The organism is Dermacoccus abyssi (assembly GCF_003515945.1).
Classification (GTDB): domain Bacteria; phylum Actinomycetota; class Actinomycetes; order Actinomycetales; family Dermatophilaceae; genus Dermacoccus; species Dermacoccus abyssi.
This window is the reverse complement of the sequence record NZ_QWLM01000011.1, coordinates 79,678-106,372: the sequence shown is the minus strand read 5'-3', so window position 1 is coordinate 106,372 and position 26,695 is coordinate 79,678. Positions and strand designations below refer to the sequence as shown.

General features: G+C 67.6%; 30 protein-coding genes. 17 read left to right on the top strand and 13 right to left on the bottom strand.

From position 1 onward, the window contains the following. Window positions 1-40 precede the first annotated feature (40 nt). The 3 genes from D1832_RS10400 to D1832_RS10390 all read left to right on the top strand — a co-directional run bounded on the left by D1832_RS10400 (window position 41) and on the right by D1832_RS10390 (window position 3,016). On the top strand, window positions 41-1,168 hold the full coding sequence (locus tag D1832_RS10400; RefSeq protein WP_047310785.1) for an App1 family protein: 1,128 nt from the start codon (window positions 41-43) through the stop codon (window positions 1,166-1,168). Further along, the gene (locus D1832_RS10395) at window positions 1,161-2,021 is read left to right on the top strand and encodes an Fpg/Nei family DNA glycosylase (RefSeq protein WP_118913856.1); all 861 of its coding nucleotides are present in this window, start codon (window positions 1,161-1,163) and stop codon (window positions 2,019-2,021) included. Before D1832_RS10400 ends, D1832_RS10395 begins: the two co-directional genes overlap by 8 nt. A 98-nt stretch (window positions 2,022-2,119) precedes the next feature. Continuing rightward, window positions 2,120-3,016, top strand: coding sequence for a M15 family metallopeptidase (locus tag D1832_RS10390; protein ID WP_118913855.1), 897 nt, complete (start codon window positions 2,120-2,122; stop codon window positions 3,014-3,016). A 131-nt stretch (window positions 3,017-3,147) separates the two neighbouring features. On the opposite strand, the gene lepB is transcribed toward D1832_RS10390, so the two are convergent. Next, window positions 3,148-3,813 (bottom strand): signal peptidase I, encoded by a 666-nt coding sequence (gene lepB / locus D1832_RS10385; RefSeq protein WP_118913853.1) that lies wholly within the window; start codon window positions 3,811-3,813, stop codon window positions 3,148-3,150. Window positions 3,814-4,037: 224 nt separating this feature from the next. Further along, entirely contained in the window at window positions 4,038-4,355 is a 318-nt protein-coding gene (locus D1832_RS10380) for a rhodanese-like domain-containing protein (RefSeq protein ID WP_118913851.1), read from the bottom strand. A 117-nt stretch (window positions 4,356-4,472) separates the two neighbouring features. On the opposite strand from D1832_RS10380, the gene D1832_RS10375 reads away from it, so the two are divergent. After that, window positions 4,473-5,117: a hypothetical protein gene (locus D1832_RS10375; protein WP_147362676.1), complete on the top strand. Its 645-nt coding sequence runs from the start codon at window positions 4,473-4,475 to the stop codon at window positions 5,115-5,117. A 254-nt stretch (window positions 5,118-5,371) separates the two neighbouring features. Beyond that, on the top strand, window positions 5,372-6,220 hold the full coding sequence (gene pdxY / locus D1832_RS10370) for a pyridoxal kinase PdxY (RefSeq protein ID WP_047311190.1): 849 nt from the start codon (window positions 5,372-5,374) through the stop codon (window positions 6,218-6,220). 50 nt (window positions 6,221-6,270) lie between these two features. Here pdxY and D1832_RS10365 read toward each other — a convergent pair whose 3' ends face one another. Genes D1832_RS10365 through D1832_RS10350 form a run of 4 tightly spaced genes read right to left on the bottom strand, consistent with a single transcriptional unit; the run spans window position 6,271 to window position 10,905 of the window. Further along, window positions 6,271-6,909 carry a LutC/YkgG family protein gene (locus tag D1832_RS10365; protein WP_047310780.1) on the bottom strand — a complete coding sequence of 213 codons (639 nt, stop codon included), beginning with the start codon at window positions 6,907-6,909 and terminating at the stop codon, window positions 6,271-6,273. Then, window positions 6,906-8,408 (bottom strand): LutB/LldF family L-lactate oxidation iron-sulfur protein, encoded by a 1,503-nt coding sequence (locus D1832_RS10360; RefSeq protein WP_118913847.1) that lies wholly within the window; start codon window positions 8,406-8,408, stop codon window positions 6,906-6,908. The genes D1832_RS10365 and D1832_RS10360 overlap by 4 nt, the downstream gene beginning before the upstream one ends. Beyond that, the gene (locus tag D1832_RS10355) at window positions 8,405-9,208 is read right to left on the bottom strand and encodes a (Fe-S)-binding protein (RefSeq protein ID WP_118913845.1); all 804 of its coding nucleotides are present in this window, start codon (window positions 9,206-9,208) and stop codon (window positions 8,405-8,407) included. Before D1832_RS10355 ends, D1832_RS10360 begins: the two co-directional genes overlap by 4 nt. Window positions 9,209-9,228: 20 nt before the next feature. Beyond that, the gene (locus tag D1832_RS10350) at window positions 9,229-10,905 is read right to left on the bottom strand and encodes an L-lactate permease (protein ID WP_118913843.1); all 1,677 of its coding nucleotides are present in this window, start codon (window positions 10,903-10,905) and stop codon (window positions 9,229-9,231) included. A gap of 221 nt (window positions 10,906-11,126) precedes the next feature. Between D1832_RS10350 and D1832_RS10345 the strand changes: the two genes are divergently transcribed. The 4 genes from D1832_RS10345 to D1832_RS10330 all read left to right on the top strand — a co-directional run bounded on the left by D1832_RS10345 (window position 11,127) and on the right by D1832_RS10330 (window position 14,919). Beyond that, a complete protein-coding gene (locus D1832_RS10345) occupies window positions 11,127-11,849 on the top strand; it encodes a FadR/GntR family transcriptional regulator (protein ID WP_118913842.1) in 723 nt (240 codons plus the stop codon). 111 nt (window positions 11,850-11,960) lie between these two features. Further along, on the top strand, window positions 11,961-13,202 hold the full coding sequence (locus D1832_RS10340; RefSeq protein WP_118913840.1) for an ATP-binding protein: 1,242 nt from the start codon (window positions 11,961-11,963) through the stop codon (window positions 13,200-13,202). 892 nt (window positions 13,203-14,094) lie between these two features. Continuing rightward, the gene (locus tag D1832_RS10335; RefSeq protein ID WP_241510971.1) at window positions 14,095-14,409 is read left to right on the top strand and encodes a VOC family protein; all 315 of its coding nucleotides are present in this window, start codon (window positions 14,095-14,097) and stop codon (window positions 14,407-14,409) included. A 99-nt stretch (window positions 14,410-14,508) separates the two neighbouring features. After that, window positions 14,509-14,919 carry a VOC family protein gene (locus D1832_RS10330; RefSeq protein ID WP_047310773.1) on the top strand — a complete coding sequence of 137 codons (411 nt, stop codon included), beginning with the start codon at window positions 14,509-14,511 and terminating at the stop codon, window positions 14,917-14,919. 76 nt (window positions 14,920-14,995) lie between these two features. On the opposite strand, the gene D1832_RS16215 is transcribed toward D1832_RS10330, so the two are convergent. Next, a complete protein-coding gene (locus D1832_RS16215) occupies window positions 14,996-15,358 on the bottom strand; it encodes a DUF6226 family protein (protein WP_047310772.1) in 363 nt (120 codons plus the stop codon). Between the two features lie 813 nt (window positions 15,359-16,171). On the opposite strand from D1832_RS16215, the gene D1832_RS10315 reads away from it, so the two are divergent. Both D1832_RS10315 and D1832_RS10310 read left to right on the top strand, forming a co-directional pair. After that, a complete protein-coding gene (locus tag D1832_RS10315) occupies window positions 16,172-16,429 on the top strand; it encodes a hypothetical protein (protein WP_047310770.1) in 258 nt (85 codons plus the stop codon). Between the two features lie 27 nt (window positions 16,430-16,456). After that, complete coding sequence (locus D1832_RS10310) at window positions 16,457-17,296, top strand: hypothetical protein (protein WP_118913834.1); 840 nt, start codon at window positions 16,457-16,459, stop codon at window positions 17,294-17,296. A gap of 146 nt (window positions 17,297-17,442) precedes the next feature. Here D1832_RS10310 and D1832_RS10305 read toward each other — a convergent pair whose 3' ends face one another. Then, window positions 17,443-18,012: an OBAP family protein gene (locus D1832_RS10305; RefSeq protein WP_118913832.1), complete on the bottom strand. Its 570-nt coding sequence runs from the start codon at window positions 18,010-18,012 to the stop codon at window positions 17,443-17,445. Window positions 18,013-18,033: 21 nt separating this feature from the next. After that, window positions 18,034-18,210: a hypothetical protein gene (locus D1832_RS15365; RefSeq protein ID WP_182434751.1), complete on the bottom strand. Its 177-nt coding sequence runs from the start codon at window positions 18,208-18,210 to the stop codon at window positions 18,034-18,036. A 166-nt stretch (window positions 18,211-18,376) separates the two neighbouring features. Here D1832_RS15365 and D1832_RS15570 point away from each other — a divergent pair, with 166 nt between their 5' ends. After that, window positions 18,377-19,033, top strand: coding sequence for an MFS transporter (locus tag D1832_RS15570; RefSeq protein WP_206609389.1), 657 nt, complete (start codon window positions 18,377-18,379; stop codon window positions 19,031-19,033). Further along, the gene (locus tag D1832_RS15565; protein ID WP_206609388.1) at window positions 19,024-19,650 is read left to right on the top strand and encodes an MFS transporter; all 627 of its coding nucleotides are present in this window, start codon (window positions 19,024-19,026) and stop codon (window positions 19,648-19,650) included. The genes D1832_RS15570 and D1832_RS15565 overlap by 10 nt, the downstream gene beginning before the upstream one ends. A gap of 79 nt (window positions 19,651-19,729) precedes the next feature. Here the strand turns inward: D1832_RS15565 and D1832_RS10295 are convergent, their stop codons facing one another. Further along, window positions 19,730-21,175 carry an APC family permease gene (locus D1832_RS10295; protein ID WP_118913830.1) on the bottom strand — a complete coding sequence of 482 codons (1,446 nt, stop codon included), beginning with the start codon at window positions 21,173-21,175 and terminating at the stop codon, window positions 19,730-19,732. Between the two features lie 286 nt (window positions 21,176-21,461). Next, window positions 21,462-23,762 carry an ArnT family glycosyltransferase gene (locus D1832_RS10290; protein ID WP_118913828.1) on the bottom strand — a complete coding sequence of 767 codons (2,301 nt, stop codon included), beginning with the start codon at window positions 23,760-23,762 and terminating at the stop codon, window positions 21,462-21,464. Between the two features lie 185 nt (window positions 23,763-23,947). Here D1832_RS10290 and D1832_RS10285 point away from each other — a divergent pair, with 185 nt between their 5' ends. The 4 genes from D1832_RS10285 (at window position 23,948) to D1832_RS10270 (ending at window position 25,773) form a co-directional block, all read left to right on the top strand. Next, window positions 23,948-24,286, top strand: coding sequence for a hypothetical protein (locus D1832_RS10285; RefSeq protein WP_147362675.1), 339 nt, complete (start codon window positions 23,948-23,950; stop codon window positions 24,284-24,286). Window positions 24,287-24,334: 48 nt separating this feature from the next. Next, entirely contained in the window at window positions 24,335-24,643 is a 309-nt protein-coding gene (locus D1832_RS10280) for a phosphatase PAP2 family protein (RefSeq protein ID WP_118913824.1), read from the top strand. 134 nt (window positions 24,644-24,777) lie between these two features. Continuing rightward, complete coding sequence (locus tag D1832_RS10275) at window positions 24,778-25,371, top strand: phosphatase PAP2 family protein (protein WP_118913823.1); 594 nt, start codon at window positions 24,778-24,780, stop codon at window positions 25,369-25,371. A 207-nt stretch (window positions 25,372-25,578) separates the two neighbouring features. Continuing rightward, entirely contained in the window at window positions 25,579-25,773 is a 195-nt protein-coding gene (locus D1832_RS10270; RefSeq protein WP_118913821.1) for a hypothetical protein, read from the top strand. A gap of 67 nt (window positions 25,774-25,840) precedes the next feature. On the opposite strand, the gene D1832_RS10265 is transcribed toward D1832_RS10270, so the two are convergent. Both D1832_RS10265 and D1832_RS10260 read right to left on the bottom strand, forming a co-directional pair. After that, window positions 25,841-26,233 (bottom strand): hypothetical protein, encoded by a 393-nt coding sequence (locus tag D1832_RS10265; protein ID WP_118913819.1) that lies wholly within the window; start codon window positions 26,231-26,233, stop codon window positions 25,841-25,843. After that, window positions 26,233-26,586, bottom strand: coding sequence for a hypothetical protein (locus D1832_RS10260; RefSeq protein WP_147362674.1), 354 nt, complete (start codon window positions 26,584-26,586; stop codon window positions 26,233-26,235). The genes D1832_RS10265 and D1832_RS10260 overlap by 1 nt, the downstream gene beginning before the upstream one ends. Window positions 26,587-26,695: the final 109 nt, after the last annotated feature.

Below are 26,695 nucleotides of genomic sequence, written 5' to 3'. Positions count from 1 at the left end.
CGTGGAGGGGGTCGTCAGACCGGCGTTCTACAGTGGGCCCATGGCGCGCCCCCACTTCGCCTCACGGGTCGAGGACAAGCTCAACAGCTCCGCCGCGTCCGTTCTCTCGCGGCGTGACTGGTCGACGCGCGTCTTTCCCTACGTCGGGTACGGCTCGGTCGATCCCGCGCTCGAAGGTCGCGACCCGTTGGAGCGCACCCCGAAGCCGTCGACGTCGCGCTGGCGCGCCTCGTCCGGCCCGAAGCGACGCATCCCCGAGGACGGCATCGCGCGCGTCCTCGGTCGGGTCGTGCTCGGCAAGGACGGGCAGCCGTCGGTGCCGACGGCGAGCGACGACTCCCTCGTCCGGCGCGGCTTCAAGGCGTTCTTCTCCGTGCCGGAGACCGAACGCGAGGTCACGGTGACGCTCGGGGACGCCACGGCGACGGGCCTCACCGATCGCGGCGGCTACTTCGAGGTCGAGGTCACCGGGCACGGCCTGCGTCACGGATGGCACGACGCCCACGTCGAGTGCGACGGCGTCACCGCGGTGGCTCCGGTGCAGATCATCGGCGGGCACGTGCGCTTCGGCATCGTGAGCGACATCGACGACACGGCCCTCATCACGGCGCTTCCGCGCCCGCTCATCGCCGCGTGGAACACGTTCGTCGTCCGCGAGACCGTGCGCCGTGAGGTGCCGGGCATGGCCGCGTTCTACCGCTCGGTCCTCGCGCAGCACGAGGACGCGCCCGTCTTCTACCTCTCCACCGGCGCCTGGAACACGCAGCCGGTGCTCACCCGCTTCCTGCGCCGGCACGGATTCCCGCGCGGCACACTGCTGCTCACCGACTGGGGCCCGACGGAGACGTCCTGGTTCCGCTCGGGGCAGGCGCACAAGCGGCGCTGGCTGCGGCGTCTGGCCGCCGAGTTCCCACACATCGAATGGCTGCTCGTCGGAGACGACGGCCAGCACGACCCGTCGATCTACGAGCAGTTCGCGCTGAGCTACCCCGATCACGTCGCGGGTGTCGCGATCCGGCAGCTGACGGTGGCGCAGCAGGTGCTCAGCCACGGTCACCCGCTCCAGATGGACGACGTCGTCGGCCGCGTGCCGGGGGTGCCATGGTTCGAAGGTCCCAACGGATTCGTCCTGCACGGACACGTCTCGAAGGTGCTCGGTCATGCCTGAACTGCCCGAGGTGAGCGGCCTCGTCGGATTCCTCACCGAACGACTCGTCGGACGCGCCGTCGTCGGCGTCGAACTGGCGTCGTTCGCGGTGCTCAAGACGTTCGACCCTCCGCCGCAGGCGTTCGAGGGGCTCGTCGTCGACGCCGTGCACCGCCACGGCAAGTTCGTCGACATCGAGGCGTCGGGCCTGCACTTCGTCTTCCACCTCTCGCGAGCGGGGTGGCTGCGCTGGTCGGACAACCTCCCGACGACGACGCTGCGCCCCGGGAAGTCGCCCATCGCCGTTCGCGTGCGCCTCGACGACGGGGCCGGTTTCGACCTCACCGAGGCGGGCACGCAGAAGCGCCTGGCCGTCTACCTCGTGCGCGATGTCCAGGAGGTGCCCGGCGTCGCGAAGCTCGGCATCGACCCGCTCTCGGAGGAGTTCACCGAGGAGGCCTTCGCGGCCCTCGTCGCCGACCGGCGCATGCAGATCAAGGGGCTGTTGCGCGACCAGTCGGAGATCGCCGGCGTCGGCAACGCCTACTCCGACGAGGTGCTCCACGTCGCCAAGCTGTCGCCGTTCGCCATGACGACGGCGCTCACGCCCGAGCAGGTCCACACCCTCTACGAGGCGCTGCGCACAACGCTCACCGACGCCGTCGCGGCGGCCTCGGGCAAGCCTGCGAAGGAACTCAAGGACGCCAAGCGCGCCGGCATGCGGGTGCACGGCCGGACAGGGGAGGCGTGCCCGGTGTGCGGCGACGTCGTCCGCGAGGTGTCGTTCGCCGACCGCTCGCTGCAGTACTGCGCGACGTGCCAGACGGGCGGCAAACCGCTCGCCGACCGGCGCATGAGCAAGCTCTTGAAATAACCCGGATCACACGAATTCACAGCACGACAAGGTGACACCGGCCTTCGGGGCTCGATACCGTTGAGGCCGCGAAGGGGCCGACAACGAAAGAAGCCACCATGAGTGACCTGACTCGCCGCGAGGCGATCGCAGGATCCGGTGCTGCCCTGACTCTGGCGATGCTGGGTGCCGGAACGGCACAGGCCGCACGAAGCGACGGGAACGAACCACGCGTCGTCGTCCTCCCCGTGACGCCGGATCGTGTCGCCGTCGTCGCCCGGGTGCACTCGGGCGAGGTGCTGACAGCTTCGCAGGGCTCCGAGCGCCGTAGCCGGACGGCTGAGAAGAACGTCGCCGTTCTCGGACTCGCGGTCGCGAAGAGCGCCCGTTCGCGTGTCGTCGTCGAGGTCGCCGGGGCGAGCCGCACGCTCGACGTCGACACCAGGGTCGAGGCGCTGCGCGCGTCCGAGCTGCGCGTCGTCAACAAGCGTGTGGCTCTCACGAACAAGGACAAGCCGAAGAAGCTCGCGACCGCAGGTGCGGTTGTCGTCGATGCGCGCCTGCAGCACCCCATCAAGCGCATGATCAAGGCGGCGAAGAAGGACAAGGTCGACCTCGAGGCCGTCAGTGGCTACCGCTCGTTCGAGTATCAGGAGAGCCTCTACGCCCGCTACGAACGTCGTGACGGTCGCAAGGCCGCCGACACGTACTCGGCGCGCGCGGGTCACAGTGAGCACCAGCTCGGTCTCACGATCGACGTGCGCGGCGCCGACGCCCTGCACGAGCTCGAGGAGTCGTTCAAGGACACCCCGACGGGCAAGTGGGTGGCCGCCCACGCGCACGAGTTCGGATTCGTCGTGCGATACCAGGAGGGCCAGGAGAAAACGACGGGTTACCGCGCCGAGCCGTGGCACCTGCGCTACGTCGGTGACGACGTCGCTCGCTTCCTCCACGAGCGCCGCGACATCAAGACGCTCGAGGAGCTCTTCGACCTGCCGGCCGCGCCCGGCTACTGACAGACCTTCGACAACGCCGCCGCTCGATTCCGAGCGGCGGCGTTCGTCGTGTGCGGGTGGAGCCGGAGTTTAGGGGCCGCAGGGTTGACGATGCCCCCCGCGCCTTCGGCACAGGGGGCGTCGCTCGGGGCTCACTTAGCGGCAGGCACCTTGGCGAAGGCCTCTTCCGCGTTGTGGCCACCGGAGACGTTGCCGATCGGCCAGACGACCGCGAGTCCCTTTCCGGTGATGTCGGAGAGCGGCACACTGCCGAGCTTGCCGGTGCCGTCGTCGTGGAACCGGCTGTCGGCGGAGTCGCTGCGGTTGTCGCCCATGACCCAGACCTTGTTGTCGGGCACCGTGATGGAGAACTTCTCGGCGCACGGCTGCACGCCGGACTTCAGGTAGGGCTCGTCGACCTCGACACCGTTGACCTTGAGCTTGTTGCCCAGGCCCTCGCACGAGACCTTGTCCCCACCGACGCCGACGACACGCTTGACGAGGTGCGAGCCGCTCGCCGACAGGTGCGTCACCTCGGCGACCTTGCGGATCGCGCCGAACACGGCGTTTCCGCTCGGCACGGGCTGCGTCCAGTCGCCCGGGTCCTTGAAGACGACGACGTCTCCCCGCTTGACCTCGCCGAAACGCGGCGTGATCTTGTTGACGAGAATGCGGTCGCCGATCTGCAGGGTGTTCTCCATCGACGCTGAAGGGATGCGGAAGGGCTGCACGACGAACGTCGTGATGAGTGCCCAGATGGCCCACACGACCGCGACGAGAATGACGCGATCGCGCCAGAGCTTTGCTTTGCCTGCCATACGGGCCAGTATGACGGGTCGGCCTGTGCGTTCCGTGGACGTCGGGCGATCTGCCCAGGTCTGCCGCCGACGGACGGTGGGGCTGCGATGCGCGGTGGGCAAACCCTCCTGCCGCTGGGCAGGGCGTCCTTCGGCCGGGCCGCAGGGAAATCTGCCCAACCGTCCGACAGACGCGACGGGGCGGCAACCTTCGTCAGGTTGTCGCCCCGTCGGGTTCGTCAGGCTCAGATGATGCTGGCGTCACCGGAATCGGAGACGATCGTCTTGCCCTCGGCGTTCCACTGCTTCATGCCGCCCTCGACGTTGGCGACGGCGCGTCCCTGGCCGGTGAGCCACTCGACGGCGCGGCCGCTGCGGGCGCCGCTGCGGCACACGACCGGGAGGTCGCCGTCCACCTCGGGCAGCTCGTTCAGGCGGTTCGGCAGGTCACCGAGCGGAATGTGGATGGCACGCGGCGCGTGACCGGCGTCGTACTCGTCCTGCTCGCGCACGTCGAGAACGACGACGTCATCGGCGATGTCCTTGGGGTTAACCGTGTTCATGCCTCCACCCTGCCATGTTCGCGCCGCCATCGGCAGGGGCGACCGCTGCGCAGAATTCACGCCCTGGGAGCGATGGTGGAGGTCTTCTTCGTGCGAGGCAAACTTCTTGCCAACTAAGTGGACTTCTACAGATACCTTGGTTGTGTTGAGGAAGTGGGCTCAGAAAACGTGAAGGGATGGCGAGTCGTGGGAGTCTTGGGTGCGTTCATAGTCATGGTGGCGACTGCTATGCAGAGTCAATTGGATGTGGCTGAGATCTGGGCATGGCAGAGGGTGTCGAAAAAGATTGCGCCGGAGATGGTTGATCAAGCAATTCCCAAAGGCACAATGTTTTTCCCGAGGGAGGGGTACAAAAAACCAGATAGGCTCGCATGGATACCTGAAGACGTGAAAGTCAAGTTCGAGGAGCGTTCTAAGCGATCGGCCGCTTGGATGGTGCTACTGCTGGGGGCTACGTTGGTCTTCGTTTCCGAGGTCGAAAGTGCGCTCCCGCAGTGGGGTGTGTTTGTTGGACCGGTATGCCTGGTGGCAGCGCTCTGGGTGGGCGACCTCTTTACCAAGTCAATTTCTCGGCCCGCAGAAGAGCGGTGCACTGAGGCGATCAAGGTAAAAATTCCAATCTACTATGCGCAGCGTAAAGAAGAGATGGAAAGTAAGAAGTTTGCTGCGCGAATCAAGAGGGGCGCGGTTCGGATTCTTCGGCCTGTGACCTCTGCGTTCAGTTTGTTTCGCCGGTTCGTGAGAGAGGGCTCTGCGAAGTAGTGCGCGTCAAAGTTCGTGGCAACGTGTAGTTCCGGTTCTCACGCGCGACCCGCCTCTGGGTGGCCACTGCGGCTTTGCGCTCGTCCGGGGGATCGCCAGCTGTTGATGACCAAGGTGGCCCGGGGCGCGGCCCTCCTGTCGTCTCGTAGTTTGTGGTGCTGGTTTGAAGGTGGCACCTTCCGGTCGTGGCTGATTACTGCCTGAGCCCCGTGGCGCGTCGTCGACGAACGGCCTTCCGATTTAGGGTGGCGGACGTGAACATCCTGTCGATCCAGTCGTCGGTGGCCTACGGCCATGCCGGAAACTCGTCCGCAGTCTTCCCGCTGCAGCGACTCGGGCACGAGGTGTGGCCGGTGTACACGGTGCACTTCTCCAACCACACGGGGTACGGCGAGTGGCGTGGCCCGGTGTTCGAACCCGAGACGGTGCGCGACGTCATCACCGGTATCGAGGAGCGCGGCGTCCTCGACCGCTGCGACGCGGTGCTCTCGGGCTACCAGGGTGGCGAGAAGGTCGGCGAGGTCATCCTCGACGCCGTTGCCCGCGTCAAGGCCGCCAACCCGAAGGCCCTCTACTGCGCCGACCCCGTCATGGGTGACGTCGGTCGGGGCTTCTACGTGCGCGAGGGCATCCCGGAGTTCATGCGCGACGTCGTCGTGCCGGCCGCAGACATCCTGACGCCCAATCAGTTCGAGCTCGAGTTCCTCGTCGGTCAGAGCGTCTCGAGCGTCGCCGACCTGCTCGCCGCCGCCGACGCGTTGCGTGCCAAGGGGCCGCAGGTCGTCCTCGTGACGTCGGTGCAGACCGACGAGACGCCGGCCGACTCCGTCCAGATGGCCGTCGTCGACGCCGAGGGTGCCTGGATCGTCACGACGCCGCTGCTGCCCATGTACGTCTCGGGCTCCGGCGACGCGACGGCCGCCATCTTCCTCGCGCGCTACATGACGTCCACGCCGGCCGAGGCACTCGCGGCCACGGCGTCGTCGATCTACGACGTCATGGAGCGCACGCACGCCGCAGGCTCGGGCGAGATCCTCCTCATCGAGGCGCAGGAGGCCATCGCGCACCCCGCGAGCGAGTTCGAAGTCACCCGGTTGCGCTGATTCTGTAGACGTTGCGCGCGCTATGTGACGCGCAACGTCTACAGAATCAGCTACTCCGTGACGATGACGTGCAGTGTCCTCGGGCCGTGCACGCCTTCGACACGGGAGAGCTCGATGTCGCTCGTCGCGCTCGGGCCGGAGATGAACGTCATCGGGCGACGTGACGTCGCTGCGTCTCCCAGGCGCGTGATCGCCTCGGGCACGTCGGAGACCACCTGATCCGCGGCAACGACGCAGACGTGGATGTCCGGCACCAGGGAAAGCGCACGCCGGCCCTGGTCGTCGGCGTGGTCGAGCACGATGGTGCCCGTCTCCGCGACGCCCACCGCGCACGCGGTGACCACAGCGTCGATCTCGTTGAGTTGCAGCGGTGTGAGAGCAGAATCCTCGATCACCTCGACGCCGTCGAGTTGCGTCAGCCACGCGTCGTCGAGCCCGGGCGGGCGGACGAGCGACGTCGCGCCGTAGTGGGCCAGCGCCGCAGCAACACGCGCCGGAACCTCGTCGGCCCCGCAGCGCTCGACGACGGCGCGGTAGTCCTCGACGCGCTCGACGAAACGGTCGAGCACCGGCTCGTCCATCGCCGTCGGGGCTCCGTAGGTCCACTCGACCGGAGCCTCGTCGGCCGCGCCCGAGACGTCGGAGAGCGCCTCGCGCACCCGAGCCAACACGACGTCACGGCTGCTCATCGCTTGCCCCCTCGTTCGCGGGCCCACCAGTCGCGGAACGACTCGGTCGGCATCATCTTCACGTCACGCGCGTTCGTCCACCGCGACAGCGGCGGAGGCAGGGGCCCGAACGACTCCATGCGCCGCCCGAGCACCCGCCCCGCGAGCCCGGAGGACTTCGTCGCCACCGACCAGCGACGGTGGTCGGCCATCATCCACGACGCACTCGCCATCACGGCGGCCTCGGCGTGCGGCATCGTGTCCTTCTTCTTCGCCTCGACGACGCGGTTGCGCTGGTGCACGAGCAGTTCCGCGAGCGGGATCTTGACGGGGCACACGTCGTTGCACGCGCCGCACAGGCTCGAGGCGAACGGTAGCGACCGGTCGATCGGGGACGAGGTGCCGCGCAGCGCCGGCGTCAGGACGGCACCGATGGGGCCGGGGTAGACCGAGCCGTACGCGTTGCCGCCGACCTTCTCGTACACGGGGCAGACGTTGAGGCACGCCGAGCAGCGGATGCAGCGCAGCGCGTCGCGCCCGACCTCGTCGGCGAGGACGTCGGTGCGCCCGTTGTCGAGGAGGACGACGTGCATCTCCTGCGGGCCGTCGCCCTCGGCGGGGCCGCTCCACAGCGACGTGTACGGGTTCATCCGCTCCGCCGTCGAACTGCGTGGCAGGAGCTGGAGAAACACCTCGAGGTCGGCGAACGTCGGCAGGATCTTCTCGATGCCGACGATCGAGACGAGGGTGTCGGCGAGCGTCAGGCACATGCGCCCGTTGCCCTCTGACTCGACGACGGCGAGCGTGCCCGTCTCCGCGACGGCGAAGTTCGCGCCGCTGACGGCGACCTTGGCGCGCAGGAACTTCTCGCGCAGGTGCTCGCGCGCGGCGCCGGCGAGGTGGGCCGGTTCGGTGTCGAGATCGTCAGGAGCGGGCTTGCCGTAGCGGCCCATCTCCTCGAGGAAGATCTCGCGCACCTCGGCGCGGTTGCGGTGGATGGCCGGCACGAGGAAGTGCGTAGGGCGGTCGTGGCCGAGCTGCACGATGAGCTCGGCGAGGTCGGTCTCCCAGGCCGCCACGCCGGCGTCCTCGAGGGCTTCGTTGAGCTCGATCTCCTGCGTCGCCATCGACTTCACCTTGACGACCTCGCGGGGTGCGCCGACCGCGTCCTCGCGGGCGAGGCGCTCGTCGACGATCTCGCGGACGATGCGGTTGGCGTCGTCGCCGTCCGTGGCCCAGTGCACCTGAACGCCGTTGCGCTGCAACGACTCCTCGAGCTGCACGAGGTACTCGTCGAGGTGACGCAGCGTGCGGTCCTTGATCTGCGCCCCGGCAACGCGCATCGCCTCCCAGTCGGCCTTCTCCGCGACGACGTTCGCGCGCTTGGCGCGGATCGTCGTCATGGCGTGATGGAGGTTCTTGCGCTGCACCGGATTCGCGAGCTGCACAGGCGCGGCCTTGGGGAACGGGGGTGAGTCGATGAGTTCGCCGGCGGGCGGCGCGGGCGTCAGACGGGTCATGACAGGGCTCCTTCCACGTCGGGTTCGGCGGCGGCGAAGTCTTCCTCGCTGTGCGCGAGCAGTTCGGCGAGGTGGATTCCTCGCACCTGCGATCGCTGACGGGACAGCATTCCCTGCACGTTCATGAGGCACGAGTTGTCGCCCATGACGACGTACTCGGCATCGGTGTCGGCGACGTGGCGGGCCTTGTCGGCCGTCATCGCCGTCGACACGTCCGGGTTCTTCACGCTGAACGTTCCACCGAACCCGCAGCAGCGGTCGGCGTCGGGCAGCGTGACGAGTTCGATGCCCTTCACGTTGCGCAGCAACTCGTACGGGCGATCCCCCACCTTCGTGATGCGCAGCGAGTGGCACGTGGGGTGGTAGGTGACGCGGTGGGGGAAGTAGGCGCCCACGTCGGTGACACCGAGGACGTCGACGATGAGTTCCGTGAGGTCGTAGGTCTTCGCGGACGTCCGTGCGACGCGCGCCGCCAACTCGTCGTCACCCGAGCGTTCGGCGAGCATCGGGTGCTGGTCGCGGATGCTTCCCACGCACGAACCCGACGGGGCGACGATGTAGTCGTAGGGCTCGAAGGCGTCGAGGTACGTGCGGATGCTCGGCAGCGCCTCGTCGAAGTAGCCGGTGTTGGTGAACATCTGCCCACAGCACGTCTGCGCCGGAGGGAAGTCCACCTCGCATCCGAGCCGTTCGAGCAGCCGGACGACGGCCTTCGGCGTCTCGGGGAACATCACGTCGTTGACGCAGGTGGCGAAGAGGGCGACGCGTTTGCCCGCGCCGGGTAGGTCGTTCGTGGTCATCACGTCTCCTTGCTGGAAGGTCACGGGAGCATCCAGGAAAGAACTGGGGTGGACTGCAGGCCGACGAGGAGGCACAGCGCGGCCAGCATGCCGAGGCTCCACCAGATCACCTTACGGAGGATGGCCGACTCATGGCCGACGAGGCCCACCGCAGTGGCCGCGATCGTGAGGTTCTGCGGGGAGACGAGCTTGCCGACGACGCCGCCCGTCGTGTTCGCGGCGACGAGGAGCGTCGGGTCGATGCCGGCCTTCTGCGCGGCGGTCTGCTGGAGCGTGGCGAAGAGGGCGTTGGCGCTCGTGTCGGAGCCCGTGACGGCGGTGCCGAGCCAGCCGAGAACCGGCGAGAGGAAGGCGAACGCCGCGCCGGTGCCGGCGGCCCACGAGCCGATGGTGATCGTCTGGCCCGACTGGTTCATGACGTAGGCGAGGGCGAGCACGGCGGCGATCGTCAGGGCCGAGAAGCGCAGCTGGTGCAGCGTTTTGCCCATCTCCTTGACCACCTTGCCCGGTCCGACGCGGTAGACGATCGCGACGACGATCATCGTCAGGATGAGCAGTGTGCCCGGGCTCGAGAGCCACTGGAACTTGTAGATCGTCGTGCCGGAGACCTTGCCTGCCGCGGTGACGATGTGGCCGTCGAGGCCGGGCCAGTGGATCTTGAGGTCGGTGCTCGCGAGGAAGTCGCTGAGCGGCTTCACGAGCTTCGCCGCGGAGAAGACCGCGATGACGAGCAGGTAGGGGAAGAGCGCCATGAAGAGTCGGCCGGCGGTCATGCGCCCGACCGGCTCCGCGTTGGGAGCCTCGACGGTCTGCGCGTCGACGGGGAGCTTCGCGCGCTCCTCCTCGCGCTCGGCGGTGAGGCGAGCCGTGGCCTCCGCGGTGCCCTTGGGCTTCCACACGCGAAGGAACGCGACGGCGGCGGCGAGGCCGACGAGCGAGGCGGCGATGTCGGTGAGTTCGACCGAGACGTACGACGCGCAGATCCACTGGGCAACCGCGAACGCGATGCCCGTGACGAGAGCGATGGGCCACGCGTCCCTGACGCCGCGGCGGCCGTCGGCGAGGATGAGGAGGAACAGCGGCACGAAGACGGCGATGACCGGCGTCTGGTGCCCGACGTAGGCGCCGATCTCCTGGTAGGGGATCTTCGTCAGGTCACCCGCAGTGATGATCGGGATGGCGATGGCGCCGAACGCGACGGGCGCCGTGTTGGCGACGAGGACGACCGTCGCGGCGCGCAGCGCGGAGAAGCCTGCGGCCACGAGCATGACGCCGGTGATGGCGACCGGAGCGCCGAACCCGGCGAGGGCCTCGAGCAGGCCGCCGAAGCAGAAGGCGATGAGCATGGCTTGGATGCGCGGGTCATCGCTGAGGATGTCGAAGACGGCCGCCAGATCCTTGAACCGGCCGCTGATGACGGTGACCTGGTAGAGCATGATCGCCGCGAAGACGATCCACACGATGGGGAAGAGGCCGTAGACGGCGCCCTGGCTCGCGGAGAGGAGGGCGAGCTTCGCGGGCATCCCGTACGCGGCGATGGCGACGACGAGCGCGACGGCCAGGCCGGCGAGGCCCGCCTGGTAGGCCTTCCAGCGCAGCACGCCGAGCGTGAGGAAGACGGTGAGCAGGGGCAACGTCGCGACGAGCGCGGAGCCCCACAGCGACCCGAGGGGCGCGAGGTCAGGGGTGTAGCTCATGGGAGTTCAGCCGTTTCAGGAGGCGCCACGCAGGCGAGAGGGGCCTGCACTTATTCGGCAGACCATTTGACGAATGTAGAGGCGAATGTGATCTACGTCAATGGTTTGACCATTTCGAGTGTGTCGATGGGCGGCCTGTGCTCGCGGTCGCGGAGTGCCTCGACGACGGAGGTGATCGGTCAGTCGCCCTAGGATGTGGCGAACATCGAGAAGGGTGGCCCATGCCGAACAAGCCGAAGGCGTTCGACATCGTTCGGGCGCACATCGAGGAGCGCATCCTCGACGGGTCGCTCGACATCGGCGACACCCTCGCCGCCGAGCGTGAGCTCGCCACGGAGTTCGGTGTCTCGCGAGGTGCGGTCCGTGAGGCCATCCGGGCGCTCGAGGCGCAGGGCGTCGTCGAGTCGTCCGTGGGAGCCGGGGCCACCGGCGGAACGCGCATCATCCGGGCGCGAACGCGCGCACTGACCCGGTTGTTGCGCCTGCACGTGGCGCTCGCGGACGGACGGCTGCGCGAGGTCGTCGAGTTGCGTGTGGCGTTGGAGCGTTCGAGCGCGACGCTGGCCGCGGCGTCCGTGACGCCAGAGGCGCTGGAGACGATGAGGACGTTGCTCGCAAAAATGCGCGGGGAGGGCGTCGACATCGAAACGTTCAACCGACTGGACACCGACTTCCACGTCGCCATCGCGCGGGCAGCCGACAACACCCTCGTCACGGACCTGACGATCGCCGTGCGCGAGTCGCTGCGCGCCCCGATCCTCGTCGCCGAACAAGGTTTGAGCAGTGGGGAGTACGCAGATTTCCGCGGCATGCTCTGCGAGCAGCACGAGGGCATTTTCGCCGCACTCGAAGCAGGTGACGGCGAGGACGCCGCGCAGCGCATCGAGACGCACATCCGTGCCGCCTACAGCGCGCTGCCGGTGCTGACGGCCGCGCCTGAGTAGTCGCTTCGGCAATGGTCGACAGCCGGAGGATCGGAGCCGAGCAGACGAGTGGTTGCCGCCACGCCGCGCAAATCTCAATCTTCGCCTAGAGCGCGCAATACGGTGGTGAGCATGGATCCGATTCGTAACCCGTACGCGCCCGGCGCAGGTCAGCGTCCGCCCGAGTTGGCGGGGCGTGAGGAGCAGATCAGCACGTTCGACGTCGTCGTCGCGCGCATCGCGAAGGGCCGCCCGGAGCGCTCGATCGTGCTCATCGGGCTGCGCGGCGTGGGCAAGACGGTACTGCTCAACACGCTGCGATCGGGTGCGGTGCGGGCGCACTGGGGCACCGGCAAGTTCGAGGCGCGCCCCGACCAGCGGCTGCGTCGGCCGCTCGCGAGTGCGCTGCACACCGCCGTGCGCGAACTCGGCCACCCGCAGGACGACGACGTCGACCACGTACTCGGCGTCATCAAGAGCTTCGCCCAGCGTGACGTCGACCCGAAGGCGAAGCTGCGCGACCGGTGGAACCCGGGCATCGACGCGCCCGCCGTCACCGGCCGGGCCGATTCGGGCGACATCGAGATCGACCTCGTCGAGTTGTTGACGGATGTCGGCGGCCTCGCGGCCGACGTGGGCAAGGGCGTCGCCATCTTCATCGACGAGATGCAGGATCTCGACCCCGAGGACGTGTCGGCCCTGTGTGCGGCGTGCCACGAGATGAGTCAGAGCTCGCTGCCGGTCATCGTCGTCGGGGCGGGGCTGCCGCACCTGCCGGCGGTATTGTCGGCGTCCAAGTCGTACAGCGAGCGGCTCTTCCGGTACGCGCGCATCGACCGGCTGCCGAAGGAGGCGGCGTTCCGTGCGCTGCAGGGCCCGGCGCAGGAGGAGGACGCCGAGTTCACCGACGAGGCACTCGAGGCCATGTACGCCGCGACGGGCGGATACCCGTATTTCATCCAGGCGTACGGCGCTGGGGTGTGGGATCTGGCGCCCGCGTCGCCGATCACGGTGGACGATGTCAAGGTGGCCATGCCGGAGGCCGAGGCCGAGTTGGCCGTCGGGTTCTTCGGCTCGCGCTACGAACGCGCGACGCCGGGGGAGCGCGAGTACCTGCGCGCCATGGCCGACGCGGCGACGGCGATAGCGGAGGCCGCTGCAGCCGACGAGACGGGGGAGACGCCCGGGCTCGACGACATCGAGTCGGTGCCGACGTCGAAGGTGGCCGAGGTGCTCGGGCGCAAGCCGCAGTCGCTCTCCCCGGCGCGCGACTCGCTCATGAAGAAGGGCTTGGTCTACTCGGGCGAGCGCGGGCGCATCGCGTTCACCGTGCCCCACTTCGGGCGCTACCTGCGCAGCGTCGGCGGGGAGTAAGGGCGCAGCCTGGCTTTTCGCTGATCGTCCTTCATCGGGATGGCCGCGTCATGAGACATGACGTGTGCTGCGATCGGCCTCGGCGTGCCGCGCCCCTGAGAGCCTGAGAGCATCTGTCTTCGCGGGTGAACCTCACCGCTAGTTGACGTTGCCTTGGCAACGGATTATCTCGGGTGACCGCGGGTGTATCGCATAAAGGACAGTGGGCGACACCTCCACGGCAACCCGAGCCAGGGAGAAATCGGGCTATGTTCAAGTTCCTGGCTTTTCCACGCACGGAGGTTGCACGATGGCCGAACAGTCAGCACCGATCACCGAGGTGCATGTTGTCTGGCATTCCGAGTCGGCCCACGACAACATCCTGGGCGTCTTCGCAGATGCGAGTGAGGCCAAGGCCTACATGGGAAGCATCCGCAACGACTACGCGGGCGGCGTGTTCAGCACGCTCTTCCCCATCGGCATGAAGGGGCACCGATCCGGAGCGTCGATACCTCGACTGACGGATACCGCAGCCGCGCAGGCGGGCGCGTCACGTACCGCAGCGACGACTGGGTCGAGACGCAGTCCTCCACCGGAACGCTGTTTCCCACGCAGTTGCCGACACGAGTTCGCCGCGTCGTCACCGACCCCGCGATCAGCGACTCGGTCTCCTCGATCAGGCCCATCTGACACGCGAGTTTCGCCAGACGTTGGGGCAGAGCCGAGTTCGTACCGCGACGCGACGGCCTGACGCGGAAGCTGCCTGGCGCGCTGCATCGCCCACCGCGGGCTCAAGGGCCCGGCCGAACCACCGAACGAGGGCCGACCGGTTCCGGTTGAAGCCTTGCTCACCGTCGGGTGAGGGTGTTGGCTGACGCGGGTGAGAGTCGAACGTGTTGTTCCCAATCTGGTCGTGGCCGACCTCGACGCCGGGGTGGCCCACCACCGCGCCGTTCTCGGCCTCGACGTGCTCATGGATCACGGGTGGATCGTCACCCTCGGCGACGCCGACGGCCACCAACTCAGTGTCATGACGCAGGACGCATCGGCCGCGATGAATCCGGGCGTCTCCGTCTTCGTCGACGATGTGCACGAGGCGTATCGGCGCGCGCAGGAGGCCGGGTTCGACATCGTTCATCCGCTCACCGACGAGCCATGGGGCGTCACCCGGTTCTTCTACCGCGACGAGAGCGGAAACGTCGTCAACGTCGGGATGCACACGCCCTGAGCGAGGCGATGGGTCGCGAGTTCGAGCAGATCAAGGCCGAGGCCGCAGCCCCGCCCGAATGAGCCCACAGAGCTGCAGACGTGGGCCCATGATGGGCTCATGACTTCACCGAGCATCGTTCTGCATTCCGTCGCCATCGACACGCCTGACCCTGAGCGTCTCGCCGCGTTCTACTGCAACCTCGCAGGCGGGCGCGTCACGTACCGCAGCGACGACTGGGTCGAGACGCAGTACCCCACCGGTCAGCGACTCTCGTTTCAGTTGTCGCCCGACTACGTGGCTCCGACCTGGCCTGCCAACACCGTGCCGCAGCAGGCGCACGTGGATTTCCACGTGCCTGAATACGAGGCGGCGCACGCGCATGCGCTCAGCCTGGGTGCGACGTTCCTCGAGGACGAGAGTGCCCACGCCGATTTTCGTGTGTACGCCGACCCGGACGGGCATCCCTTCTGCCTGTGCCTCGAACAGCCGGAGCGATACGAAGCCGCAGAATCGACGCCGCAAGCCTGACCGGAACTGGGCGACCGCCGCGTCGGGTTGTCGTCAGGGTCAGCCACAGCGGGGCCTGGGCGTCGCCCGAACGTCATCACGTCATCGGCGTGATGAGCGGCAGGGGTTCACGACCGGGAAACCATGAGGCTCCTCGGACGGCGTAGTCACCCTGACCGAGCCAGTCGCTTCCCGATGAGCCGTCCCATGCGCTGCGCTCGCGCCGGACACCTCCGGTCGCGACGACCTCGATCGAGCCGTCGACGATCGACAGCAACGTCCGGTCGAGACCTTCCAAGAGATCAGCCGAACCGTCATCGCATGCGTCGCAGGGGCAATCGGGCACACGATCGATGATGACGATCGGGTCGCTCAAACCCACCTCGACCTGAGTGCCGAGCTCGTCCAGGGGCCACGCCGCTACGCGTAGGGTCGGCGCGTTCTCGTGCGGGATGGCCATCCACACCACCGACGGTTGTCGCGGACAATTCGGCCACGCCGGGCCACCTTCGCCACGCTCACCCACTGGGCTCGGTTCGACGAGGTGGTCGTGTTGGCCGAGTCCATCGCGTCCATCGAGGCCGGCATCCGCGGCGCGAGGGCGACTCTCGTCGGCGGAGGCACAGGGTGTTGTTGCCTGCCCCTGAGTCGGCAGTGGTCCAGCTCCGTGTGGTGCCACGTGAGCGAGACCGAGTTGGGCGAGGGCGTCCATCCAGGCCCGCACGCGAACCTCGAGATGACGTAGCGCTCGGGGTGGGTGAGGCGGCTGTACTCGTCGTCGGTGGGAGCGCTGCAGCCGCCCGGCGAGCTGGGGTCTGCGTGTGGGTCCGGCCAAGCCGAGGAGCCGCCCGCTGCCACGAAGCAGGCCTCCACGGCATCGAGCAGGCTCACCAGATGATCGGGAAAGCATGGATTCTCGGTTGATTCGTCGGGATGAGCGCGCCAGTAGGCGTTGTGGTCGTGCCACCAGGTCGACATCGCGCCTCCAGCAGGACGGGTACGGGCGGGTCTGGGAGCGCCTGAGCGCTCTCCCTCACACTACGGGGGCGCGGCCGGGTTAGGCGACGAGGTTTTCTGCGCGCCGACGTGCCGGGGATCGTCCGAAAGCGCGCCTCGTCCCCGGCTGCGGTGTAGCGACTCCGACACGCGTCAGGCGAAGAGGCGGCGAGCCCATCCCGACACGGCGCGTTGCCTACGCGCCCCGAGCCGGGGCGATAGGCAACTTCACCGCTATGGTACTTTGGTACCAAGAACTCACGAAAGGACACTCTTCATGCCTGCCGTTGCGCCTATCAAGGTGTCCTCTTCGACGGACGCGCTCATCTCTCACGCAGCGCACTTCCTCTCGACGTCCAAGAAGGATGTCGTCGAGGTTGCTGTGCAGGAATACATCGATCGCCACCGTGACGAGATCAACGCCTCCGTGCAGAACATTCTTCGCGAGATCAACGGTTCGGACGCTGCCGCCGTTTCGGCCCTCAGCGGCTTCTCTGCGCAGGAGCTCGACGATCTGGGTGGATTGCCCGACTGACATGTGAGGACTCGCTAGTCTCTCGCTATGCAGGCTGATGATCATTCAGGTGTACGTCCCACCCGACGTTGCCTCGACTCGCTCGAGATCGAGATCCCGAAGTTGGACGCTCCCCTGCATCTGCTGGCCCACGAGCTCGTCGAGGAAGCACAGTCGCTTCCGGCCCGCATGCTTGCTGGCCGAGCCACCCGCATCGGGGTGCTCAAAGACCGAGTCTGGTTCAAGGTGAAGCGCGGGCGGTGGCGCGGCGTCGCCACCCGCCTCACCGACGCGGACCTACACGAGAACGCACGACTCGATGATGCCGCTGGGTGGACGCGAAGCGTGGACGAATCCTCGCGGTGGTGGCTTGGGGCCGCTGGGTGGCGGGAAGACGGCGCGCGTCGCGACTTTTACACCAGAATCGAGTCCGAGTGCCGGTGCGTCTGGAGCGAAGCGAAGAAGGACAGGATCAACACCGATTCGCTTCTGCCCCAGGAATGGGATCGACGCAGAATCATTGCCGAGCGCGCCGTAGCGGAGCAGCGCGCCTATCGGACGGTCATGATGCAGTGCGCTGCGCGCAGCTTGCGCAGTGGGAAGATCGTCATGGCACACTTCGATGCCTTCGCAATGGGTGTCCTGATCCGCGCGGATCGCGGAGAGCAATTCGTTGCCTTCATTGCGAGACAGGTTTACGACCCGAAAAGGCTCGCGGTCATGATGTCGGCCCTCCCGGGTGTGTCCGGGGACGACTGGGGTCCGGAGCCTGCGGGGATAGCGGACCTGGCGCCTGGTCCGGGTGAAGTTGTCTGGTCGGCCGTCCTGACGCCGGAGGCAGCTAACGCGATTCTCGACGCGGTGCCCTGGAGCGACGAGCCTGTGTGACTCGGGAACGCTCACCTCAAGCCGCCGAGGGGAGCGGGTTCGACACACGGGACGTTAAGCGGCTCGCACCGACAGCATCTGCTCCCGCGGGACGAGGAGCGCCTGCAGTCAAAGCACCCGCCCTTATCGGCAACGTCCCGCCTTCCTCAGCGCGTGAAGTCGACATCCTCGAGCGTTGTCTGCACCGAGCGTCCGCTCTGCCACGAGTTCGCGGCGGGGTCGACGTCGGGCATCGGGATGTCGGCGCGGTCGCGTCGCTTGTCGGGCGTGGAGACGCCGAGGCGCTCGTCGCGTTCGCGCGTGGCGTTCTCGTCGGCCTGTCCGTCGTCGGTGAAGCCCATCATGAGTTGCGGGATGCCGAACGGGAAGTCGGCTTTGTCGTACTGCCACGTGTGGAACGTCTTGCCGTACGTCGAGACGAGATCTTCGAAGTAGGAACGCTCCGCGAGATCCGGAATGCCCGGCGCCACGAGCATCCCCGACTTCACCTCGTAGTGGTGGCTGTGCCACAGCTTCTTCTCGTCCTCGGGCAGCGTCGCGAATTTCTCTGCGCTGATGATGTATTCGATGCCGATGAGGCGAGCGTCCGCGGCGTTGCTGTCGTAGATGACGCACTGATGCAGGTCGTGACGCAGGTGGGTGCAGAAGTGCGTCGCCTCGACCTGACGGCCCATGTCGTCGGCGTAGAAGTGGAAACCGTTGAGGTAGGTACTCATCGCGTCGAGCGGGTACTTCGGCTACGCGGTCGCCGACGCGAAGTCGAGGGCGCGGTGCTTGGCCGAATGCCCCTTGCCGGTCCTCATGATCGCGGTGACCTTCTTGGCAAGGCCCAGACCTGCCGCCGTGAGGGCGCCGGCGCCGAAGGCGGTGAAGGTGTGACGGTGTTCCGAGCTGAAGAGGTGACGGGAAGTCATGACTCCACGCTAGAAACCTCATGAGCCCTGCTGCCCACCCGAACAGGCGGGCAGCGTCATCACGGCGGCGCAGCGCTGGGCGTGGACCGAGGGGTGGAAGTGCGGTAGGTCGGTTCGTCAGGAGTTCGTAGCATCGAGGACTCGCCACCCGCACGAGGAGCCGCCCGTGAGTACCGCCAGCCGCCATCCCGCCTGGGGAGTCGCGTGCGTGACGGCGGGTGCGCTGCTCGCCGCGTCGGCCTTCCTTTCGACGACCGGTGTGCTCATGGAACCGATCGAGCACTCGACGGGGTGGTCGCGCGACGTGACGTCGGGCGCCGCGAGCCTCAACCTCGTGCTCTACGGCATCGCTGCCCCGTTCACCGCAGCCCTGATGCAGGCGTGGGGCGTGCGCCGCACGGTCACGTGGTCGCTCGTCATCGTCGGGTTGGCCAGCGCGGCCGTCACTCTCGTCGGTGAGCCGTGGCAGCTGTGGCTGCTGTGGGGCGTCTTCATCGGCCTCGGCAGGGGCACGATGGCGCTGACGTTCGGCACGATCATCGCGAACCGCTGGTTCGTCACGCATCGGGGCACCGTCACCGGCGTCTTCTCGGCGGCCACGGCCGCCGGTCAGGTGCTCTTCGTGCCGGTCATTGCCATGATTGCGGCCGGGCCCGGTTGGCGCACAGCGTCATTGGTCGCCGGGGTGTGTTCCCTCGTCATGGCGGTGCTCTGCGCGCTGTTCCTGCGCGACCGGCCCGCCGACGTCGGGGTCGGCGCCATCGGTGCCGCGAGTGCGCAGGATGTCGAGGACGAGGGCCCCGCTTCCGGTCGATGGCCCTGACGGCCTTGCGCAGTGCCGCTCGACACTGGGCCTTCTGGGTGCTCATGCTGACGTTCCTCGTGTGCGGCTGGTCGACGAACGGCATCGTCGTCACACACCTCGCGCCGGCCGCACACGACCACTCGATGGCGCCGACGACGGCCGCCACCCTCATCGGCATCATCGGAATCTTCGACATCGTCGGCACGGTCGCCTCCGGCTGGCTGACCGACCGCTACGACCCGCGCATTCTTCTCGCGATCGACTACGTCACGCGCGGCATCTCGCTCGTGTTCATCAACGGCCTGCTCGGCCCGAGCGTCGACATGCCCATGTGGGCGTTCGTCGTCTTCTACGGCCTCGACTGGACGGCCACGGTGCCACCCACCGTCGAGCTGTGTCGCCGTCACTTCGGGCTGCACGCGTCGGGCGTCGTCTTCGGCTGGATCTACGCGTCGCACATGATCGGCGCCGGAATCGGCGCGAGCGTCTCGGGCGCGCTGCGCTCGGGAGCTGGCTCGTACGCGTCCGCGTGGCTGCTCACGGCCGGCCTGTGTCTCGTCGCCGGGGTGCTGCCGCTGACGATGAAACGCGGCCCCAAGACCCGCGACGACGACCAGATCGCCGTCCCCCTCTGAGAAACGCATCAACGCCTCGCGACGTGACGGCGCCCGCTCGACCGTGAGGGTCGGGCGGGCGCCGTCGTCGGGAGAGGGGTTACTCCTCGAGGTTCTCGATGTCGCTGAAGCGCGTCTTCTCGTGGTGACGCGTGTGGACGAACCACGTGAACAGCGACAGCACGACGCCGATGGCGAGCAGGGCCGCGCCGATCTTGTACTGGATGTACTTCTCCGGGTCGCGTGCCCACGGGCCGGCGAGGAAGGCGCACAGCACCGCACCGAGGATCGGGATGACGGTGGGCGCACGGAAGGCCTCGGGGTGTGCCTTCTCCCGGCGCAGCACGAGGCACGCGATGTTGACGATGGTGAACACGATGAGCAGCAGCAGACCCGTCGTGCCGCCGAGTGCGCCGACGACCGGCGTGCCCTTCTGCATCGACACGTAGATGATGAGCGCCAGGGCGAGCGCCGTCGTGAAGAACACGGCCGCGTAGGGCGACTGGCGGCGCGACACCTTGCCGAGTGCCGGCGGGAGCACTTCCTGCTTCGCCAGGCCGTAGATGAGGCGGCTCGCCATCATCATGTTGATGAGTGCGGTGTTGGCGACGGCGAACACCGTGAGGAACGGGAAGACCGCGTCGACGGGGAAGCCGGGCATGCCGGTCTTGACGACCTCGAGCAGGATGCCGGTCTCGCCGTCGAAGTTCTGGATGTCCTTGATCGGCAGGACGAGCACGACCGACACGGCGACGAGCATGTAGATGAGCACGGCGATGCCGAGGCCCGTGAGCATGATGCGCGGGAAGACCTGACGCGGGTTCTCCGTCTCCTCGACCATGTTGACCGAGTCCTCGAAGCCCACCATCGAGAAGAACGCGATGGCGGTGGCGACGGTCGTCGCGGCGAACATGTTGCGGTCCGAGGACGACTCGAACGTCGTGAGCTGGCTGAAGTCGGCGCTCTTCGTGGCCATGGCGTAGAAGCCGATGCCGATGACGACGGCCAGTGCGAACAACTCGACGACGGTGAGCACGACGTTGAACTTCACGCTCTCGCCGACGCCGCGCAGGTTGATGAGCGCGAGCAGCACCATGAACGCGAGGGCGACGAGCATCGTGCCGAGGGCGCCCGGGCCGTCGTCACCGCCGACGCCGAGACCGGTGAGGAGGTTCGCAGCGAGCAGGTTCGACGACGTCGCAGCGCTCGTGATGCCCGAGCAGACGACGGTGAACGCCACGATGAACGTGAGGAAGTGGATGCCGAACGCCTTGTGCGTATAGAGAGCAGCGCCGGCGGCGTGCGGGTACTTCGTCACGAGTTCGAGGTAGCTGAACGCCGTCAGGGTGGCGACGGTGAACGCGATGAGGAACGGCAGCCACGCCATGCCGCCCACTTCGCCCGCAATGTCGCCGGTGACGGCGTAGATGCCTGCGCCGAGAATGTCGCCGACGATGAACAGAAGCAGCAGCTTCGGGCTGAGGACCCGCTTGAGCTCGGTCTTCGGCTCGTGCGCCTCGGCTTGCGCCGCGTCCGTCGCAGCCATGATGTGTCCTCTCACCCCGTGATGCGTGTCACTCACACTGTCGCGTACGCAGCGGTAGAGCAACCCTGACATGCCGCCCCGCCGCGACTTTCACGAACGCCTTTCGGGTGCCGACCTATTTTGCACGCTGACGAACACCGTTGTGGGTGTTGGCGGCTCACGATTCCGGCAGATCGGTTCGGGTCATGAGGCTCGGCGGCTACCAGCCGCAGCCGGTGCACTTGTGTGGATCTGGCCGCGATATCTCGCGGCCAGATCCACACAACGTACCGAGATAGGGGGAGGCTTACGACGTCGCCTTCGTCAGGTCGTACATCGTCACGCCACCGACGGTCGTCGCCGTGTAGTGCGCCTTGACCCAGGCCGTGATCTGCGCGGCCGACCCGTTGCCACCCTGGCCACCGCCCATGCCGCCTCCGGCGATGAAGTACGTGATGTCGCCGTTCTTCACGTACTCCTGGAACTGCGCGAGCGTGACGTTGTTGTCGCTGCCGCTCCAGCCACCGATCGACATCACCGCGGTGTCGGAGGCGAGGATGTACCCGGCCGCACTCTGGTCACCGATGACCGCAGCGGACCACGTGGATGTCGTCGCGTCGAGCTTGGCGCTGAGGGCCGTGTTGCTCGTCGCGCTGCCCTGGCCGCCGGGAGCAGCCTGCATCGAACCGGACGTTGCCGATCCCGACGTTGCACCGCCCGACGACGCGGACCCGCTCCCGGGGGAGTTCGTCGAACCTGACGACGACTGCCCGTTCGTGCCGGACGCTCCCGGTGCGGCACCGTTTGGTGCCGATCCACCCGGGCTGCCGGACGGCGGCGTTCCCGTCGGCGGCTGCCCGCTCGGCGGCGTTCCGGTGGCTGCTTGCGCCGACGATGACGACGACCCGCCTGTCGTGCCGCCCTGTTGGGCGTTCTGCTGGGTGCCCTGCTGACCGCTCGATCGAGTGCCGGCCTGGCCAGCCGACGGGTCACCACCCATGGGGCCGCCACTTGCCCCGCCGGCCACGGCCGGGCCTGACGCCGGCATCGAGCCGGTGTGACCCTGCGTGATCGTCGCGAGCGTGTACGCCGTCGTTCCGCCCAGGCCACTGAGCACGCCGATGACGAGTCCGATCGTCGCGAAACGACGCACTCGCGCAGGGCGAGCACCGGCGACCACGAACGTCAGCGCCCCGATGACGGCGAGCACCAGCGACACCCACTTGAGCCACGGCATCCACGACGCAGCGTTCGTCGACAGCACCTGGAAGCTCCAGGCCGCCGTCACGACGACAGCCGCGGCGATGACGAGCCGCCACACCGACGAGTCGCGTCGGGCCCACGCCTCACGGCCACCGACGGCGACGCACGCCGCGATCGCCGGAGCGAGAGCCACCGCGTAGTACGAGTGGACGGTGCCCTGCATGAACGACAGGCACAGCACCGTGACGACGAGCCAGCCGCCCCAGAGGATGAGCGACGCGCGAACACGGTCGGTGCGCGGCGCCCGTCCTCGAGCGACGAAACCGGCGACGAGTAGCAGGAGAGCGGCCGGCAGCAACCATGAGATTTCACCGGCGAACTGGCTGTTGAACATGCGCAGGAGGCCTGCGGTGCCACCGAAGCCGCCTCCGCCACCACCTCCGCCGCCGTTGCCCGCGCCGCCGAGGATGCGGCCGAGGCCGTTGTAACCGAGGGCGAGCTCCCACAGCGAGTTGTTCGCCGAGCCGCCGATGTACGGGCGTGCCGACGCCGGCCACAGCGAGACGAGTGCGACGAGCCAGCCAGCTCCGACGACGACGCCGACGAGACCCACGACGAGGTGCGCGAGGCGCTGCTTGAGCGAGAACCGGGCCGCGACGAGGTAGGCCAGGCCGAGGCAGGGCAGCACGAGCAGGCCCTGGAGCATCTTGGTGAGGAACGCGAAGCCGATGAGCAGACCGGCTCCGATCATCCACCGCAGAGCAACGCGTCCGCGTGTGGTTTCCACAGCGCGCACCACCGCGTAGGCGGCCGCCGTCATGAGGAGAACGAGCATCGCGTCGGGGTTGTCGAAGCGGAACATGAGCGCCGCAACCGGCGTCAGGGTGACGAGGAGACCGGCGAACAGCCCGGCCGCGTGCCCCGACCACCGACGCACCGCGCCGTGGGTCAGCGCCACCGTGCCGACGCCCATGAGCGCCTGCGGCAGGAGGAGGGAGAAGCTCGAAAACCCGAAGATCCGAGCAGACAGACCCATGACCCACAGCGAGGCCGGGGGCTTGTCGACCGTGATGGCGTTGCTCGCATCGAGCGACCCGAAGAGCCAGGCCTTCGCGTCCTGGGTCGCCGACTTCACTGCGGCGGCGTAGAACTCGTTGGCGTAGCCGGAGTTCGTCAGATCCCACAGGTAGACGAACGCAGCGAACGCGAGCAGCGCGAAGAGCGCGGGACGCGCCCAGGTTGGGTCGTCCTGCCTGCCGCGCAGGAGAGTGGCCGCGCGCCCACGGCTCGAGGTCTGGCCCGTGACGGCGTTCGTGCGTGACGCGCCGCCCGTCAGGTGTTTGTCATGAGGCGCGGTGTCGCTGCGTAGGCGCCGCAGCAACCGCGCTGGGGTGGTCGTCGTCATCGCTGATCCTTGGTCCGTTCGACGGCCGCCGAGTGCGACCGTGACGAGACCAAACTCCCGGCCCGCTCTTTGCCGGTCACTGGGTGGCGCTGTGGGGTTCCTGTGGACGAATCTGCCCGAATCGTGGGGTGGTCGTCATCGCCGAGCGCCGCGGCGGTGCCGGACGCCACGCGTACTCTGACGGCGTGTCCCCAGCAATGTCGGGCGCGTGGTTCGTTCGCGTCGTCCTGCCCCGCCTCGTGCGCGGTGCCCTCGCAGCCGCAGTGCTCTGCCTGCCCGTTGTCGTCCTCGCCGTGCTGGTCACACGTCACTGGTCGCCCATCGTCGACGCCGACCAACGCGCCGTCCTCGCAGCCACGAACGTGACGCGCGAGCGGGGTTTCCTCCCGGCGCTCGAGGCGTGGCAGTGGTGGCTTCACCCGATGCGGGTCTACATCGCGGCCGTGCCGATTGCGCTGTGGACGTGGCACCGGCGTCTTCGCGGGCGCACCATCTGGGGTGTCGTGACGATGCTCGTCGGCTAAAACCTCGGCCTCCAGGCGAAGCTCCTCGTCGAGCGCGCGCGGCCACTCATCGACGATCCCATCGCCCACGCGCCGGGCTACAGCTTCCCCAGCGGGCACGCGTTCAACGTCGCCATGATGCTCACGACGAGCCTCATCATGCTCTGGCCGCTCGTGCGCGAAAGGGCGCTCGCGCTGCGTGCCCTTCTCGTCGCGGGCGCCGCCGTCATCGCCGTGCTCACGGCCCTCGACCGTGTTTTCATCGGCGTCCATTACCCGAGTGACGTGACGGCCGGCGTTCTGCTGGGGTGCGGGTTGTCGGTGGCCTCGTTCCTCGGCTTCAGTCACCGACCGCGAGCGACGAAGGAGCCGGTGTGATGGCTAATCGGCCCATTGCGAACACGTGCGCCGCTCGGCCCACCGTCCGCGAGGTGCTGCGATCGGTACTGCTTCGCGCCGTTCTTCCTGCGCTCGTGATGTTCGGGCTCTTGTTCGGTATCGGCTAGGCACTCATGACGGTGTTCGACGAGGTGCCGTCCGAAGAGCGCATCTCGCAGAAGGTGGCCGCCGAGCGTGACGGTGTGCTCAACACCGTGACGAAGGTCGTCTCGACGGTCAACGACACCTGGTTCACGATCGGCGGAGCGATCGTCATCGGGCTCGCTCTTCTCGCGCTGACGCGGAAGTGGTGGCTGAGCGTCGTGCCGCTGCTCGCCATCAGTCTCGAAGCGAGCGTCTTCGTGCCCGTGACGCACCTCGCCGGCCGACCGCGCCCCGAGGTCGGTCGGCTCGACAACGCGCCGCCGACCTCCAGCTTTCCCAGCGGCCACACGGCCGCGTCGTTCGCGCTGTTCTGGTCACTCGCGATGCTCGCGACGCGCATCGAGAACTCGGCTCTGCGACGCACCGTGCAGACGCTGTGCGTCCTCTTTCCGTTCGGCGTGGGCGCCGCACGTCTCTACCGCGGCATGCACCACTTCAGCGACATCGTGTTCGGTGGCCTCCTTGGCATCGGGTGCGCGTTCGCGGCCTACCTCGCTGTTCGAGCGGCGGATCGCCATGCCACCGAACGTCAGGTGGATCGGGAAAAGCTGACGACGGCCTGAAGCGTGAGCCCAAGGTGTCCAATTTGGGGCGGATCGCGGTGTTCGGCCGTGTTGTTCAGGTGGTTGTGGACCGGAAAGCAGGACCGCGAAAATTTCTCGGTTCACTTTTCGATGCACGCTCGATTTCACTCCCGTCGAGGTGAGAAGGTCAGACTCCGTTCCCGGACGCCGGCGCACCACGGTGGCGGCTTTCTTCGAGGAGAGACCATGAAACGACTCACCGCAACGGCTGCTTCGATGCTCGTCGCCGGATCCTTCGTCGCCCTCTCCGCGGGGGCGGCCAACGCTGTGACCCACCCGGTCACCTCGAAGCACGGTGAGGACAACGCCCCCACGGCGCGCGGCGAGGACAACGCCCCGCCCGTTCGCGGTGAGGACAACACACCCGGCGCGTGTGGCTGACGATGACGCACGAGGCGCCCTCCACGACGAATCGCGAAGGGCGCCGACGAGGTGAGGCGTGCAGGCTTCAGCCCATGCGTTCGATCGACTCGGCGCTGATCTCCGTGACGTCGTTGATGCCCTGGGTGCGCTGCCCCGTCACCGAGCCGCGCACGCGAACGACGCTGCCGAGGCGGAGGTGCTGGGTGTTCGGCAACGGGCAGCACAGGGCGAGACCCGAGACGACGGTGCGGAAGCAGTGGCGCACGATGTCCGGGCCGTCCTGCGCGTGGCGGGGGGTGGTGCCGGCAACGCGTACGACGATCTCGAAGGGCTCGCCGACCTCGCCGAGGTAGCCCGACGACGTCGTGCGGGTGGAATCCTGCTCGGCCGGGCCGGCAGCGACCCCGGCGAACCGGTCGTCGCGGGCCGCGCCGCGACGTTGCGCGGAGACGCGGGAGAGGGTCAAGGGGCCGAACATCAGGTCATCCTCAGCGGGTTGAAGCACTCGTGGAGCGTCGTGATGCAGACATCGTCACGACGGATGTGGGCCTGTACGAGGCCGGACAATTTCACTCGATCGCCCACGCGGAATCCGTAGCGGCGGGCTGATGACCATTCAAGCAAATTGCGCGTGCCGATTTGGCGGACGAGATAACGCTGAATTCGGTGACCCACGTCGGTGATGGCGACGATCTCCACCGGCACGCGCACGTGCTCGGCCTGTTCACCGATCCATTCACTCGCCAGCGACGGGACGAACGGGCGCTCAGGGGTGCGGCTCGCGGCACCCGTTGCAGTCGCCGTACGGGTGCTGGACGAGACGAGGTTCACCGGAGCGAAAGTGCGCACGAGGGCACGACGAAGAGCGAAGGTCGCCACACGAACTCCAAAGCTGATCGACAGTTCTGACAGAAGTAGGACGCTCGATCAAGGTTTGGGT

What these genes read in the sequence shown, in the direction of transcription:
- D1832_RS10400 (WP_047310785.1), top strand. Translation starts at nt 41, where the DNA reads ATGGCGCGCCCCCACTTCGCCTCACGGGTCGAGGACAAGCTCAACAGC.
- D1832_RS10395 (WP_118913856.1), top strand. Translation starts at nt 1,161, where the DNA reads ATGCCTGAACTGCCCGAGGTGAGCGGCCTCGTCGGATTCCTCACCGAA.
- D1832_RS10390 (WP_118913855.1), top strand. Translation starts at nt 2,120, where the DNA reads ATGAGTGACCTGACTCGCCGCGAGGCGATCGCAGGATCCGGTGCTGCC.
- lepB (WP_118913853.1), bottom strand. Translation starts at nt 3,813, where the DNA reads ATGGCAGGCAAAGCAAAGCTCTGGCGCGATCGCGTCATTCTCGTCGCG.
- D1832_RS10380 (WP_118913851.1), bottom strand. Translation starts at nt 4,355, where the DNA reads ATGAACACGGTTAACCCCAAGGACATCGCCGATGACGTCGTCGTTCTC.
- D1832_RS10365 (WP_047310780.1), bottom strand. Translation starts at nt 6,909, where the DNA reads ATGAGCAGCCGTGACGTCGTGTTGGCTCGGGTGCGCGAGGCGCTCTCC.
- D1832_RS10360 (WP_118913847.1), bottom strand. Translation starts at nt 8,408, where the DNA reads ATGACCCGTCTGACGCCCGCGCCGCCCGCCGGCGAACTCATCGACTCA.
- D1832_RS10355 (WP_118913845.1), bottom strand. Translation starts at nt 9,208, where the DNA reads ATGACCACGAACGACCTACCCGGCGCGGGCAAACGCGTCGCCCTCTTC.
- D1832_RS10350 (WP_118913843.1), bottom strand. Translation starts at nt 10,905, where the DNA reads ATGAGCTACACCCCTGACCTCGCGCCCCTCGGGTCGCTGTGGGGCTCC.
- D1832_RS10345 (WP_118913842.1), top strand. Translation starts at nt 11,127, where the DNA reads ATGCCGAACAAGCCGAAGGCGTTCGACATCGTTCGGGCGCACATCGAG.
- D1832_RS10340 (WP_118913840.1), top strand. Translation starts at nt 11,961, where the DNA reads ATGGATCCGATTCGTAACCCGTACGCGCCCGGCGCAGGTCAGCGTCCG.
- D1832_RS10330 (WP_047310773.1), top strand. Translation starts at nt 14,509, where the DNA reads ATGACTTCACCGAGCATCGTTCTGCATTCCGTCGCCATCGACACGCCT.
- D1832_RS16215 (WP_047310772.1), bottom strand. Translation starts at nt 15,358, where the DNA reads ATGGCCATCCCGCACGAGAACGCGCCGACCCTACGCGTAGCGGCGTGG.
- D1832_RS10315 (WP_047310770.1), top strand. Translation starts at nt 16,172, where the DNA reads ATGCCTGCCGTTGCGCCTATCAAGGTGTCCTCTTCGACGGACGCGCTC.
- D1832_RS10310 (WP_118913834.1), top strand. Translation starts at nt 16,457, where the DNA reads ATGCAGGCTGATGATCATTCAGGTGTACGTCCCACCCGACGTTGCCTC.
- D1832_RS10305 (WP_118913832.1), bottom strand. Translation starts at nt 18,012, where the DNA reads ATGAGTACCTACCTCAACGGTTTCCACTTCTACGCCGACGACATGGGC.
- D1832_RS15365 (WP_182434751.1), bottom strand. Translation starts at nt 18,210, where the DNA reads ATGACTTCCCGTCACCTCTTCAGCTCGGAACACCGTCACACCTTCACC.
- D1832_RS15565 (WP_206609388.1), top strand. Translation starts at nt 19,024, where the DNA reads ATGGCCCTGACGGCCTTGCGCAGTGCCGCTCGACACTGGGCCTTCTGG.
- D1832_RS10295 (WP_118913830.1), bottom strand. Translation starts at nt 21,175, where the DNA reads ATGGCTGCGACGGACGCGGCGCAAGCCGAGGCGCACGAGCCGAAGACC.
- D1832_RS10290 (WP_118913828.1), bottom strand. Translation starts at nt 23,762, where the DNA reads ATGACGACGACCACCCCAGCGCGGTTGCTGCGGCGCCTACGCAGCGAC.
- D1832_RS10275 (WP_118913823.1), top strand. Translation starts at nt 24,778, where the DNA reads ATGACGGTGTTCGACGAGGTGCCGTCCGAAGAGCGCATCTCGCAGAAG.
- D1832_RS10270 (WP_118913821.1), top strand. Translation starts at nt 25,579, where the DNA reads ATGAAACGACTCACCGCAACGGCTGCTTCGATGCTCGTCGCCGGATCC.
- D1832_RS10265 (WP_118913819.1), bottom strand. Translation starts at nt 26,233, where the DNA reads ATGTTCGGCCCCTTGACCCTCTCCCGCGTCTCCGCGCAACGTCGCGGC.